We start from the raw sequence: 14,417 nt of genomic DNA on the forward strand, positions 1-14,417 counted from the left end.
CGCGAAGGGGCATCTATATGGACAGCGGAAGCGGCGGCTCTCACAAGGATAAATCGCTAAGCGGGCCGATCGGAAATACGCTTAAATCGCCAAAGGCGAGCCGGGCATTTATGTATACGCCTTTCGGCGGATCGGCAGCATTGGATACCGCCATCGGCGAAAACATGGTGCGCGTACGCAAGGGGAAGCAGGCGCATGCGCTGATCGCTCCTTCGCATGAGCACGCCAACCAGTTGGAGACCTTACGCCAGGTTACGCTGACCCAATGGAAAGGCAAACTCGATAATGCCGACCGTACCATGCGCCAGCACCATAACTCGGTGGTTGCTGCTGGTTATACGCATAAAATGCGCATGCGCCATATCATGCACGACCCCCATTTGAATCCTCAGCAACGGAAAGAGGCCTTGGATAATCAGAGAGGCGATCATGCCTTGAGTATTCCGCACGAATACGACATGGCCAAAGCCGATAAAGCGCTCTACACGCCTAAATACGAATCCTTGAAGCAAACCGAGATTGCCAACGCAACCGTTCATGTGGATATCGAGCCCGCTCATCCACAATGGCCTAAATTATTTCCTACCAGAATCGTCAAAAAAGAAAAGTTATATCCATCGCTGCATCCTGACCCCAAGCCGCTGGAAAATATCGGCCATAAAGACAAGCTGTATGTGCTCGGTCACGGTGCCCCGGTCTCGGATGCATTGCCTACACCGGGGCTATATGCCAAACCCACGCTGCACGGTCCCTCGCTGAGTCCAGGCGCTCTCGCCCAACACCTCAGCGACAAAGGGCTACCCTCGAATTTCGAAGACCTGCGCCTGACATCCTGCCAGTCCGTGCCTTTGATGGACGAGATTACCCCGCACTCCGTGACAGCGGCACGGTCATCCGGATTTCTGGCGCCCGAACTATCGAAGGCCGTCAAACAGTCATTCCCTAAACTGAGCGTCACCGGCTATATGGGTAATGGCTTGACGTTCCCCTTCGACAGCTCCACGCATCTACGAGCGCTGCCAGGCGACGCAAAGAAAACAGCACCGAGAAAACAAATGTCGGTTAAGTTTCCACCGCTGTGATGGTGCCATCGGGCTGCACTTAAGAACGTTGACCCGCGCCAATCGCCTGGCTTCACGAATGCCCGCGTCAAGCCGAAAGCAAACATCTCCCTGGATCAAACTTCCAACCTGTCGCCCGTCCTTGCCACCAACGCATACAACGCAGGCATCAGGAAAATACTGATCAGCAGGCGCGTAAACAAGCCGCTGACGATGACCAGCGCAAAGGGGCGCTGGGTGTCTGTGCCAACACCGGTAGCAAGCGCGGCGGGGAGCAACCCAAGCGCAGCGACCAGGGCGGTCATCATGATCGGACGCAGACGCAGAATGGCACCTTGGCGAATGGCATCCGTCACGTCGACACCCGCTCGACGCAATTCATTGACGTAAGAGATGTACACCACGGCCGTTTGCACGGAAACGCCAAACAGCGCGAGGAAGCCGATGCCGGAAGATACGGAGAACGGCGTATTGGTAAGCCACAGCGCAACGATGCCACCCACCGGCGCCGATAGCAGTACGCCCATCACTGTAATGAACGGGAATTTGAAGTTGCTGTACAGCGTGAACAGCAGCAGGAAGATCAGCGCCAACGTCAGCGGCACTATGACGTTCAACTGCGCGCGCGATGCGGTGTATTCGGTATATTCGCCGCCCCAGTCCAGGCGATAGCCCTGTGGCAGGGAGACGTTCTTATTGACCTGTGTCATGGCATCGCCGACAGCGCCTGCGAGATCGCGACCTTCCACTGAGAACTGTACGCCGATGTAGCGCGAATTATTTTCGCGATAGATGAACGAAGCACCGTTGGTCACCCTGATATCGGCAAATTCTTTTAGCGGAATTTGTTGTCCCCCTGGTGTGGCGACAAGGATATTGCCTATCTCTTGAGGATTGTCGCGGTATGGCTGTTCCAGACGCACTACAAGATCGAACTGCTTTTCCTGCTGCACCACTTCGGTAGCGACGTCACCGCCAATCGCTGTCTGGATCAATGCATTGATGTCGGCGACGTTCACGCCGTAACGCGCGATGGCGGCGCGATTGATCTTGATCGTCAGACTGGGCTGGCCAAGCTCCTGTACCAGCGTGACATCGGTAATGCCCCGCACGTGTTCCAACACCTTCCTGATTTCCTTGCCTTTCTCCTGCAGGGTATTGAGGTTGGAGCCGAATATCTTTACCGCCAGCGCACTTTTCAGTCCCGTTTCCGCCTCATCCACCGCATCCTCGGCGGGCTGCGTGTAGTTGAACATGATGCCGGGAAAGGCCTGCAGCTTCTGGTCGATGGCTTCCGTCAGTGCGGCCTTGGTGCGGTATTTGCCCGTCCACTCCGAATATGGCTTCAGGCCAACGTAAAACTCGACATTGAAAAAGCCCGTGGAATCGGTGCCGTCATCGGGCCGGCCCAGTTCGGAAGCCACCGTCGTGACTTCGGGAAACGAGCGCAGGATGTCACGGATCTTCGGTGTGATCTTTGCCGATTCATCAAACGAGATCGTATACGGCATGGTGGCGCGGACCCAAAGCGCCCCTTCGTCCAGATGCGGCATGAATTCCGCACCGATGCGCGGTATCAACAGCAAGGATGCGACAAGCAGTATCGCCGAAGCCAGCGTGGTCGCCCATGGATGCTTGAGGCATGCATCGAGGCCCTTGATGTAAACCGATTTGATCGCTTCGAATATCCGATTGCGCCGCTCGGTCACGCCCTTGCGCATAAACCACGCGCACAGCACCGGCAACAAGGTGAGCGTCACGATCAGCGAGCCGACCAGCGCAAAGATCATGGTGTCGGCCATCGGCTTGAACAGCGTACCCGATGCGCCCGACAGCACGTAGATAGGCAGGAAGCTGACGACGATCACCGCCACGGCGTAGAACAGTGGACGATCCACTTCCGCCGCCGCCTCACGGATGATCGCCTTGACATTAAGCGGCGTGCCCTTGCGCTCGGCGATCTGGCGGAAAATGTTTTCGACCATCACCACGGCGCCGTCGACCAATATCCCGAAGTCAATGGCACCGATCGACAGCAAATTCGCCGAGGCTTTCTGCACATCCAGGCAAATGAACGCGAATAGCAGCGCCAGTGGAATGGTCACCGCGACAATCAGGCCCGCGCGAAAATCGTAGAGAAAGAAAATCAAAATCACCACGACCAGCACCATGCCGCGCAGCAGATTGTCTTCGACGGTCTTGGTGGTCAGGGCAATCAAGTCGGAGCGATCGTAAAACGGTACGACTTTGACGTCCTTCGGTAGTATTTGATCGTTGAGCTCTTTGGTTTTCGCTTCGACACGCTTGAGAACGTCCTGGGTCTTCTCGCCTGTGCGAAGCAAGATCACGCCTTCGACGGCGTCATCCTGCTTCTCGTAGCCGAACTCGCCCAGCCGCGGTGCAATACCGATCGTCACGCGGCCAACATCCTTGACCAGCACGGGTGTGCCGTTGTGTACGGCCACCACCACGTTGCCGATGTCTTCCAGCGTCTGCATGCGGCCCATGCCACGCACATAATAGAACTGGCCGCCCTGCGAGTAGAAACCTCCACCCGAGTTGGCGTTGTTAGCAGTGAGCGATGCTTCCACTTGTGGCGCGGATAAGCCGACCGAGGCGAGTTTTGCCTGGTCCAGCAGCACCTGATATTGCATGGTTCCGCCGCCGAAACCCGAATCGTCGGCGACACCAGGCACGGATTTGTATTGCGGCTCGATCGTCCACGCCTCCAGCGTCTTCAGGTCCATCGGCGAGCGATCGGTGCTTTGCAGCACGTAGCGATAGATGAGGCCGGATGGCGCGGACATGGGTGACACCGAAGGCGTCACGCCGTCGGGTAACGTAATGTCGCCCAAGCGGTTGAATACTTCCTGCCGCGCGAAGTAATCGTCCGTGCCGGTGTCGAACGTAATGATGACGTCGGATAAGCCATACAGCGAAATCGAGCGTGTCGTCGCTGTCTTCGGAGTGCCGTTCATACCCAGCTCGACGGGCACCGTGATCAGGCGCTCAACTTCTTCCGCCGCATGGCCTGGCCATTGCGTAATGATCTCGACGATCGGCGGCGACAGATCCGGATAGGCGTCCACCGGCAAGCGCTGCAGCGAATGCACCCCCGAACCGGCCAAGACCAGCGTCAGCAGGATGACCAGGAAGGATTGTCCCAACGAAGCGCTGACGATCCTGTTCATGAACGACGCGGTGCGCGACGGCGTCTCGTTAGGGGGCAGTGTCTCGCTCATTGGCTTTGCATGAACTGTACAAAGATGCCGCCGTCGACGACGACTTGATCGCCCGCGCGCAAGCCGCTGGGAATCTGGAACGTGTCGCCCACGCGATAACCTTGCGTGACGCTCCGGCGCGCGAAGCTGCCATCGGCCTGCGATACGTAGACAAAAGGAAGGTTCTCGTCATCGCGCAGTATCGACGACACCGGCACCAGCATGCCGGTCTCGGGATGTAATGAATGAATACGCACACTCACATACATCTGTTTGCGCAACAGACCCGACGTATTGGTGACGACCACACGCGCCGCGACCATGCGCGTGTCGGGGTCTACCAGTTCGGCGACATTATCGACCTTGCCTTTGATCGGCTTGGCATCCACGCTAGTCAGCACGTCCGCGCTGTCGCCCACATGCACGGATGAAAGATCGGAATCTGCCACCTGGGCCATCACCCACACGCGCGACAAGTCGGCAATGGTGAAGCATGCGGTGGTTCCGGCTTGCAGCAATTGCCCCGGCGAGATCAGCTTCTCGACCACGGTGCCGGCGATGGGTGAACGGATCACGCCCTGGATATGGGCGATGGGCCGCCCCTGCTCGATATCCTTGATGGTTTGCGGATCGACATTCAGCGAGACCAGCCCTTGCCGTGCGGCATAGGCGTCCGCTTCGGCGCTGGCGGCATCGGTTTCGGCCTGATCGGCTTCCTTCTGCGCAACGCCCTGGTGCTGCAGCAGATCCTTATCGAGGTCCGCGAGCCGGCGCGCGGTATGTGCGGTGACCAGCGCCTTGCGATAGGTGCTTACGGCGGTGGCGAAATCGGGGGAGTCGACGTAAGCGAGCGGATCGCCTTTCTTCACCTTGTCGCCCGGCGAAACCACCAGACGCGAAACCGGGCCAGAGATCGGTGCCATTACGCTCGTGGATTGATCGTTGTCAAAGTCCACCACGCCGGTCGTATCGACGGTGCGATCAAACTGCGCGACTGCGACCGTGTACAGCTTGATATGCTGCCGCTGCGTCGCCGTCAGCGTCACATTGACCGGGGTCGTCGAGGCGGCCTGCGTGTTGCCTTCGTTGCTGGATGAGCAACCCGCGCAAAGCGCGCCGATCAGCAGCGCGATAACTGTGCTCGCATATCGGTAAGACGCCAGCGGGCGCCCCAGCGCGCCTACCAAGCCGGATAGGGAATTAATGTTCATCTTGATCCCGATTCAATTCCGAACGATGCCACCAACCACCACCGAGTGCCTGAAACAGCGCTGCGGTATCCGCGAATCGATTTGCCTGCGCCACGATCAGGTTGATCCGTGCCTGTTGGTACGCCTGTTCTGCACCAAGTAAAGACAAGTAGCTGGCGTAGCCGTCTTTCCACTGTCGCTCGGACAGATCAAGTGTCACTTTGGCCGCATCACTCGCGGATGCCGCGGCTTTCAATGCCGCAGCGTCCTGATCGAGTGCCGTCAACGTATCGGCCACACTTTGGAAGGCCGTGAGCACGGTACTTCGGTACTGCTGTGCAGCTTCCACATAAGCGGCTTTTGCCGCGCGTTCCTGATGCAACAACGTGCCGCCCTGAAAGATAGGTGCAGCAATATCGGCGCCAATACCCCAGAAACCGGTACCGGAATGGAACAATTGGTTCATCGCCAGCGCGGTGCTGCCGGCATTCGCGCTCAGCGTGATATTTGGCAAACGATTAGCCGTAGCAACACCGATTTGCGCGCTCGCCGCATGCATGTTCGCCTGCGCCTGGAGCACGTCCGGCCGCTGCTCGACCAATGCGGACGGCAGACTTACCGGCAAATCCTGCGGTAACTGCAGTTGCGCCAGGTCGAAATGTTCGGCGGGTGCATCGCTCGGAAAGCGCCCCACCAGCACGGCAAGCGCATCGCGCTGTTGTGCAAGTTGCTTGAGCAGTGGCGGCAACGTCGCGACCGTTTGCGCCAGCTGCGATTTCTGTGCCGCCAGGTCCAGGCCGCTTGCATAACCCTTGTCGGCCTGTCGCTGCAGAATCTTCACCATATTCGTGTTGATGTCGATCAGCTGGTGCGTTGCATCGATCTGCGCCTGCAACGACCCTTCCTGCACAGCAGCGACAACGACGTTGGTACTGAGCGTGATGTGGGTGGCGATCATCTGGAAGCGCACGGACTCTTCCTGCGCCCGCAGCGATTCCATCGTGCGTCGATTCAGGCCGAACACATCGGGCACGTAAGACACACTGAGCTGCGGCGTAAACAGGTTGTAGAGAAAAGCGTTGTTGTTCGGTGTCGGCGAAAGCGTGCCAGACTGGCTTTGTCGCGTTGCGGAGAAATCGGCGGAGAGGTTCGGGTAATAGGCGCCACGCTGCGCCAGCACGTTCTCATGCGCCACCAGCAACGCAGCCTGCGCGGCTTTGAGATCGGCATTGTTCTTCAGTGACTCGTCGATCAGGGCATTCAGCGCCGGGGAATGGAACAGCGTCCACCAGTCGCGGCTCACGTCGCCACCCCTCACGAAACGCTGCGCCTCGCCACCGGCCACTCCAGGCGTGGCTTGCGTGGTGCTGACAGGCGTACTCGTATAGCGGGAGACGGCCGGCGCCGCGGGCTTCTTGAAATCAGGGCCGACCGCGCAACCTGCGATCGACAGCGCCGCAAATGCGAAGCAAACCCGCGCGGATCGCGCAGTAAAAACAAGGTCCATAGCGCGGCGGGCGATCATCGCCTGCCACCGTTATTACGTGAACCGCCCATTGTCAAAAGCTTCCGATAGATGGAGGCCAACGAGAATCGCCACCGTGCCCCGCATTCGATGATAGTGCGCCCGCCGCGCGCGCGGACAATGACTATCGAGCTACACCGCTCGGCAGAAACCCGTATCCCCGCGCACCGATTTACCGCAAGCTCTTGCGCTCCCGCCACGAACGTTTCGATGCTTACGCCATGCCCACTCTGCCATATCCGGTGCGCAATGAAACGCCGCACCGCCACGCACGATTTCCAGAACAGGCAGTGTCAATTTGTCGCGGCTTGGCAGTTCCGCGCGAGTTACGCAACGCAGCGGCAGCAAGGTCTACGTTGGCGCGCACAACCGCGATTGGTCAGCCTTTGCATGTCGAACTGTGCTGGAAATCGCGCTCCCAATCCGACACTTTTTAAATCGACCCGTCGGCTTAATTGGTCGAACGGTAATGCTCACTGCTCTTCCGCGTTGCATTTTGGAATTGCACTTGCCGCTCTAGATTTCTTTGTGTGTTTGAAATCGAAAAGCCCGGTCCGCGTGGGAGCGCAGACCGGGCTTTGCGTTTATCGCCGGCTTTGGTTCAACGAGAGTCCATCATCTCTACTCAGTTGCCGCCGCCTGCACCCGCCACCATCGGTAACAGCACCGCGCTGTGTCCCTCAGCACCATGCTCGATGGTCACCGTTGCCTTCTGATAGTCGGACGGTTTGGCGAACAGGATGTTGGGCACATAGGTCTGCGGGTTGCGGTCGTAGAGCGGGAATAAGGTGGACTGGATCTGCACCATGATGCGGTGACCCGGCTTGAACTCGTAGTTCACGGTCGGCAGGCGGAACTTGTATTCCTGGACCACATTGGCCGGGATCGCCGATGGGTCGGAGAAGCTCTTGCGATAGCGTCCGCGGAAGATGTCGAGCGATACCGGCAACTCGTAGCCGCCCATGGTGGGATCGGTCGGATCCGTGCCGGGGTAGACATCGATCAGCTTGACCACGAAGTCACCGTCGGTGCCGGTGGTCTTGGCAAGGATATCGGCGATCGGCGCACCTTGAACCCACACGGTCTTGGTCAGCACCGGCGTGGTGTAGGACAGCACATCAGGCCGATCCACCACGAAGCGCTGGTCCTGCACCAGCCACGTCCGCCAGCGGTCCTCGTTGTCGACCGGGATCGGACGCGGCAGGTAGGACACGGGTTTGGCCGGGTCGGAGATGTAGCTGTCATCACCGCTGCCGGCTTGCTCGAAACCCAGCCCCATGTTCGCCTGCAGGTACAGCGGAGTGAGCTGCTGTTCGCTAGCCGGTTTCCAGTTGTTGAAGTTGTCCCAATGCTGCTCGACGGCGTTGTAGATCATCGCCTCGGGCAGCGGCGTGGCGAGCGCTGTGTCGCGCAGGTAGTGGTTGAACCAGGGGATCATCACGCGCTGGCGAAATTGCGCAGCGGTATCGCCGGGCCACTTGAGCGGCCCAAGATTCCAGGCCGAACGGTTGATCTGGCTATGCCACCAGGGACCGATCACAAGATGGTTGTTGGCGCTGTGGCCGGCCTTGTCGAGCGCTTCCCAGGCATGGACGGCGCCGTAGATGTCTTCCTGGTCCCACAAACCTTGCAGCCACATCGTGGGCACGTCGGAAGGATGCGCGGCGAGCAGTTTGTCCAGCGCCTGCAACTGCCAGAAGGCGTCGTAAGCCGGATGCGCGGCGAAGCGGTTCCACCAGGGAATCTGCTTGAAACCATGAGCATCGGCATAGTCCCCGGCCGAACCGGCTTCGAGGAAATTGGTGTAGTCATCATAGCTTTCGCGCGGAACGGGTTTACCAGAACCCTTCACACTCGACTGCTCGGTGAAGTAGTCAAGGTTGATCTGGCGCAGGGCGCCGTAGTGATACCAGTCGTCGCCCATCCAGCCGTCGATCATCGGGCTCTCCGGCGCCGCGACTTTCAGCGCGGGGTGCGGATGAAGCAGCGCCATGGCGACCGTCCAGCCGTCGTAAGAAGAACCGATCATGCCAACCTTGCCGTTCGATTCCTTGATGTTCTTCACCAGCCAGTCGATGGTGTCCCAGGCGTCGGTGGTGTCGTCGGTCTTGGTCGGATTGAGCGGCCCCACCGGCGGGCGCGTCATGATGTATTGCCCCTCCGAACCGTATTTGCCGCGGATGTCCTGCCAGACCAGGATGTAGCTGCCGTCGGCCCAATCCTTGTCGCCCGACCACACAGCGTCGGCCATATGCGGGCTGTTTTCTCTTACGAAACCGCTAGCGTTGTACGGCGTGCGTTCCAGCAGCATCGGCAGGTCGTGCGCGCCTTTGGGAATCAGAATCACGGTGTGGAGTTTCACGCCGTCGCGCATCGGGATCATTACTTCGCGCTGGACGTAATCGAAGTTGCCCTGTGGCTGCGTCCAGTGTGCCGGGATGTCCGAGCCGGTCTGGATCATGTCGGGCGTGACCTTCGCCGAATCCTGGCTCGCCGCAAACGCCGCGGCGGATAGGAGGCACACCAGCGAAACGAGCGCCGACCTTAATGCAGCAGTTTTCATGTTCAAAAGCCTCATGATGATGGTTGCGTCCGCGACCCGTGACGATTGCCTGCCGCAACGATGTAAATACCGGTTGCCGCCGTTACATCCTGATCGGATTTCGATCTCAGGTTCAACTTCGGAGGCCGCCGGATAGCGCCCAGCATAGCTTTTCTTCGCGACCCCATGCACGCACACGCTCTGGTTTTCTTCAAGGCCCGTGTGTTGATCATCGAAACGCAAGCTTATGCGTCCAGTGTCAACCTGCATCGACTTTCCAATGGACCCGACTGCAAGCGTGCGTCGTAAGTGGCGTAATGCAAACGTTCCACCCTTAACGGCATTGAGGGCGGCTCGATCTCGCTCAAGCGGTGCCGCAGAATGTCCGCTGTGACTTTTTGCCGGTACAAACCCAAGGTGATGTGTGGAATATAGGCAGCCTGCCGCACTTCCCGCGCGTCGCTGCCCAGCACTTCACGCCAGCTTGCCAGCCGGTGCTGCGGATCACCCACGGGGATAAAGGCAGCACTGGCGAAACTGTCCGGCGCTGCCAATGGCAACAAACACGATCGTCCACGCGCACGATCCAATGCGTGGGTTTGCGCACACAACTGCTGCTGAGAAAAGTCATCGTCCGCGGTACAAACGGACTGCTCAAATCCGCAAACAAATACCGTCAGATGCGGTTGCCGTTGCAAACAAGGGTGCAAGAGATCATTCAATCTGCGCTGCACCGATGCGATGTACTCCAATAACGACGGTTCGTCGATCAGGACTATCCATCCCCCGTAGCGCAAGCGTCCACGATGCCATCGTGGATAATCGCGCAGCTCGGCGACTATCGTTTCACGCGGCCCATTTCGCACATCGGAAAACACCATTAGGAACGTACCTTCCCTCTTATCAGATGAGGTCTTAGCCGTGACATCGATGATCGGATGGCCTGAATAGATAGCACAATCACTCGCTGATCTTTTGAATAACCAGCGTGAGCAACATGACGTAGCAACTCACCCACCTCGCTTGCGCGCTCGATGTGCCCTTGTTGCCGCACGACACGCCATGCGGCAACGCCCGTGTCGAGTTTCGTGTTTACCAGGCGGTTTTACGTGCCGCAGCAGTTCCACGGATAGGTGCTCAGATACCTCGCCGCCCCTTCCACCGCTACACATGCGGACATCTCCCTACGACCTGCTTGCGCACCGATCCGTGCCGGCCACGCGCCGCCCGACCTACGGCCGGCCATCTCCTGCCCCGTCCGGGCATGGTGCGCCACCGCTTGACACCGGTGTCAATTGCGTTACAGGCTGATAACAGTTGCGAAGCTCGGGGGCGTGCTGGACGTGGCAATGGACCATTCGGATCGACTGGCGGGGATCCCTGCGATGCCGTTTCTCGTGGCCGATATTGGCGGCACGCATGGGCGTGTTGCGCTGATGCGCGCCTCGCGCGATGAGGGCCGCCTGGTCGAAATGCTCGCCTCCCGCATCTTTGTCTGCGCGCAGTTCTCAAGCCTGTCGGACCTGCTGCAAGCCTTTGTCGAGGCCGAGGTGCAAGCCCCGGTGAAGCACTGCGTGCTCGCTTGCGCGGGCCAGATCATGGGCAACGAGGTCGTGAACGACAACCTCGCCTGGCCCATCCACCTCGCCCAGTTGCGTGATGCGCTGGACCTGGACGAGGTTGCCGTCCTCAACGACTTCGAAGCACTGGCATACGCGCTCGATGGCCCTCTCGCCGACGGTAGCCGCCACCTGTGCGGACCGAACACGCACGCCAGTGGCCCGACTTTGATCGTCGGACCAGGCACGGGCCTGGGCGCGGCGCTGCACGTTCCCGGCCCTGCCGGCGGCTTCGTGCTGGCGACGGAGGCCGGCCAGATGGATTTCGCACCCAATTCGGTACGCGAGCGCGCGATCCTCGCGCACCTGGCACCGCAGGGTGGTTACGTGGCGTTTGAACACATCGTGTCAGGCCCCGGCCTGCTGACTCTCTACGCGGTTTTGTGCGCGTTGGATGGAGAAACGCCGACGTTGGCGACGCCCGAAGCTGTCACGACGGCTGCGGTCGCGCGCGGTGATGCGTATGCCGTCGAGGCTGTGGAAATCTTCTGTGCCGCGCTGGGAAGCTTTACCGGCAACCTCGCAATGGCCTTCATGGCTACAGGCGGCGTGTATCTGGCCGGCGGCTTTCTGTCTTCCTTGTTCGACCTGCTCCAACACAGCCTTTTCGAGGAGCGATTCCTGCACGGACGCAGCGCTCGCGCAGTGCTATCGCACGTGCCGGTGCGGGTTACCGAGCACGGACTTCACGGCGTGCACGGTGCGGCCCGGTGGTATCTCAGGCACGGCACGTCTCAGCCGGCGGCGTTGCGGCAAGCCGCAGCAGGAGGCGTGGGCGCATGAACCGCAGCGCGACATCGGCCTTTTTCCGTTGCGTGATCATCGTATGGCTGGTGACCACCGGCGTGGGCATGGCAGCGACGACCATCCCTCAGTGGTCGCTGCTGCCATTGCCGGCGAAGGCCAGCCCCGCGAAAGCGGGCGCGTTGGACATCGCACAGGGTGCCGTGGTCACGCTGCAGGGCATGGATCGCCAGCAGGTCCAGTCCGTGGTGGAGCGATTCGTGCAACGTGTGGCCGACACCAATGGCTTGCACCTGCGCGTGGCGACTACGGGCGTCGCGCATCCTGCCATCACCTTCGCTGTGAACCCGCGTGCCGATGTCACCGACGATGCGGGCTATCGCATCACGGTGAGTCATGACGGCATCCTGGTCACGGCGCGCACAGCACGCGGCGCGTTTTATGGCAGCGTCACGTTGTGGCAATTGCTGACGCCGCCCGGATGGACGCGCGGTGCGCCGGTCGCGGTGGCTTACGGCGTTATCGACGATCACCCGCGTTTCGCGTGGCGCGCACTGCTGCTCGACTCCGGGCGGCACTATCAAAGCGTAGCCGACATCAAAAAGTTGATCGACTGGATGTCGCTCAACAAGCTCAACGTGTTGCTCTGGCACCTGACCGAAGACCAGGGCTGGCGCCTCGAAATCCGCAAATACCCCGCGCTCACGAAAACCGGCGCATGCCACGAGGCGGTGGGCCTGGACAGTGAATTGACCGGTTCCGCCGATCGGCCCTACTGCGGTTTTTACTCCCAGGCCCAGGCGCGCGACATCGTGCGTTACGCCGCCGAGCGTTACGTGGATGTGGTGCCGGAAATCGATCTGCCCGGCCATTCGCAGGCAGCCATCGCCGCCTATCCTTGGCTAGGCGTCACTGGCAAGCGCCCACCGGTGTGGACCGAGTGGGGCGTCAGCCCGTGGCTGCTCAAACCCAATGAAAAAACCTTGCAGTTTGTCGATGACGTACTCGACGAAGTGCTGCAGATATTTCCATCGCGCTACATCTCCATCGGCGGCGACGAGGCCGACAAGCAGCAATGGAACGCATCGCCAGACGTGCGCGCACAGATGCACAAACTTGGCCTGGCGAACATGGATCAGCTGCAAGGTTGGTTCACCCAGCAAGTCGGCGCACATCTCATCGCGCATGGACGCACACCGGTTGGCTGGGATGACGAGCTGGTTGCCGGCGCGACGCTTCCGGCACCGGAAGTCATAATGTCATGGCATGGCGATGACAACGAACGCGTGGCGCTGGCTGCGATCAAGCAAGGCCACGACGTGGTCATGACGCCGCAGGAATCGCTGTACTTCGACCATTATCAATCCGACCTGCCCGATGAATGGCCGGCCCCCCCGCCCGCGGCGACGCTGCAGCAAGCCTACGACACGATCGTCATCCCGAACGGTGCAAGCACGCTTGAGGCGCAGCACATCATCGGCGTGCAGGGCGGTCTGTGGACCGAACAGATGGGCACGTTTGCGCACGACCAGCATGCGGTGTTCCCACGCATGGCAGCGTTGTCGGAACTTGGATGGTCACCCTCGAGCGCACACGACTGGAACGGCTTTCTGCGACGCATGCCGGCAGAACTGGCGCGTTACCGCGCACTCGGCATCGGCTACGCCGACAGTGCGTTCGCGCCGGCCTTCCATGTCACCGCAGTAGCCAACGGCTCGCTCCGCGTCGAGCTGTCCAATCAACTGGAATTCGGGACGATTCGTTACACGACGGATGGTTCCGATCCGACCAATCAATCCACGCCGTACGCTCAACCGCTCACGCTTCCGCACAACACGACGCTGCGTGCCGCAACGTTTGCCGCGGACGGCTTCGAACTTGCCGCGCCACGTACCCAGACACTGGATGAAACAACTTTGCTGAGCCGCGATAGCAGCGCGCTGGCGACGTGTTCCAAGCAGCCGGCTTCGCGCCTGCAAGGCGCTCGTCCGCGCAAAGGGCCGAGTCCGGTCTATTCGGTAGATATCGGCAACATGTGCTGGGCATGGCCACAGGCGCCACTGGATGGCATCACGCATGTCGCGATCACCGTCGAGCGCATCGCATGGCGCTTCGGCGATGAGGCCAAGGACGCCGCCGTACGCCATGAGACAAACGCGGGTGGCGAGTTCGAGATCCATGCCGATTCCTGCCAGGGCCCGTTGCTCGCCCGCTTGCCGCTGGAAAGTGCAGTGCATGCAAAGGGGCAAAGTCGTCTTGATGCAAAGGTTGCCATGCCGGCGGGGGCCGGCGTTCGCGACCTGTGCGTTTTCGCTACCGGCGATCCGCGTGATGGCCAGTGGGCGTTGGCACGAATGACGTTTTCGAAATAAGCGGTACGTGGGGGCATTGCCTCCCGCGCAGTAACACGGAGCAAGTGGCTTTGGCTCGTGAAGCCAGAGTTGGGGACAACGAAAGATTGCATCACGACGGCGTGCGCACCCGCACGCGCCGCCGAGTTACACGCGTTTTTGCA

General features: G+C 60.1%; 8 protein-coding genes. 3 read left to right on the top strand and 5 right to left on the bottom strand.

From position 1 onward, the window contains the following. Positions 1–17 precede the first annotated feature (17 nt). Positions 18–1,082 (top strand): hypothetical protein, encoded by a 1,065-nt coding sequence (locus tag DWU98_RS04925; protein ID WP_147293220.1) that lies wholly within the window; start codon positions 18–20, stop codon positions 1,080–1,082. A 95-nt stretch (positions 1,083–1,177) separates the two neighbouring features. Here DWU98_RS04925 and DWU98_RS04930 read toward each other — a convergent pair whose 3' ends face one another. The 5 genes from DWU98_RS04930 to DWU98_RS21900 all read right to left on the bottom strand — a co-directional run bounded on the left by DWU98_RS04930 (position 1,178) and on the right by DWU98_RS21900 (position 10,102). After that, entirely contained in the window at positions 1,178–4,252 is a 3,075-nt protein-coding gene (locus DWU98_RS04930; RefSeq protein ID WP_147293221.1) for an efflux RND transporter permease subunit, read from the bottom strand. A 47-nt stretch (positions 4,253–4,299) separates the two neighbouring features. Further along, positions 4,300–5,493 (bottom strand): efflux RND transporter periplasmic adaptor subunit, encoded by a 1,194-nt coding sequence (locus DWU98_RS04935; RefSeq protein WP_115494384.1) that lies wholly within the window; start codon positions 5,491–5,493, stop codon positions 4,300–4,302. Continuing rightward, positions 5,483–6,997, bottom strand: coding sequence for an efflux transporter outer membrane subunit (locus tag DWU98_RS04940; RefSeq protein ID WP_230474694.1), 1,515 nt, complete (start codon positions 6,995–6,997; stop codon positions 5,483–5,485). The genes DWU98_RS04935 and DWU98_RS04940 overlap by 11 nt, the downstream gene beginning before the upstream one ends. 625 nt (positions 6,998–7,622) lie before the next feature. Continuing rightward, positions 7,623–9,560 (bottom strand): CocE/NonD family hydrolase, encoded by a 1,938-nt coding sequence (locus DWU98_RS04945; protein ID WP_115494386.1) that lies wholly within the window; start codon positions 9,558–9,560, stop codon positions 7,623–7,625. A gap of 224 nt (positions 9,561–9,784) precedes the next feature. Then, on the bottom strand, positions 9,785–10,102 hold the full coding sequence (locus tag DWU98_RS21900; protein WP_158544973.1) for a hypothetical protein: 318 nt from the start codon (positions 10,100–10,102) through the stop codon (positions 9,785–9,787). An 822-nt stretch (positions 10,103–10,924) separates the two neighbouring features. Here DWU98_RS21900 and DWU98_RS04955 point away from each other — a divergent pair. Continuing rightward, entirely contained in the window at positions 10,925–11,941 is a 1,017-nt protein-coding gene (locus tag DWU98_RS04955; RefSeq protein ID WP_230474695.1) for a glucokinase, read from the top strand. After that, entirely contained in the window at positions 11,938–14,274 is a 2,337-nt protein-coding gene (locus DWU98_RS04960; RefSeq protein WP_115494389.1) for a beta-N-acetylhexosaminidase, read from the top strand. Before DWU98_RS04955 ends, DWU98_RS04960 begins: the two co-directional genes overlap by 4 nt. Positions 14,275–14,417 lie beyond the last annotated feature (143 nt).

The sequence above is a fragment of the Dyella monticola genome (assembly GCF_003363155.1).
Taxonomy (GTDB): domain Bacteria; phylum Pseudomonadota; class Gammaproteobacteria; order Xanthomonadales; family Rhodanobacteraceae; genus Dyella_B; species Dyella_B monticola.

What these genes read in the sequence shown, in the direction of transcription:
- DWU98_RS04940 (WP_230474694.1), bottom strand. Translation starts at nt 6,997, where the DNA reads ATGATCGCCCGCCGCGCTATGGACCTTGTTTTTACTGCGCGATCCGCG.
- DWU98_RS04945 (WP_115494386.1), bottom strand. Translation starts at nt 9,560, where the DNA reads ATGAAAACTGCTGCATTAAGGTCGGCGCTCGTTTCGCTGGTGTGCCTC.
- DWU98_RS04955 (WP_230474695.1), top strand. Translation starts at nt 10,925, where the DNA reads ATGCCGTTTCTCGTGGCCGATATTGGCGGCACGCATGGGCGTGTTGCG.
- DWU98_RS04925 (WP_147293220.1), top strand. Translation starts at nt 18, where the DNA reads ATGGACAGCGGAAGCGGCGGCTCTCACAAGGATAAATCGCTAAGCGGG.
- DWU98_RS04935 (WP_115494384.1), bottom strand. Translation starts at nt 5,493, where the DNA reads ATGAACATTAATTCCCTATCCGGCTTGGTAGGCGCGCTGGGGCGCCCG.
- DWU98_RS04960 (WP_115494389.1), top strand. Translation starts at nt 11,938, where the DNA reads ATGAACCGCAGCGCGACATCGGCCTTTTTCCGTTGCGTGATCATCGTA.
- DWU98_RS04930 (WP_147293221.1), bottom strand. Translation starts at nt 4,252, where the DNA reads ATGAACAGGATCGTCAGCGCTTCGTTGGGACAATCCTTCCTGGTCATC.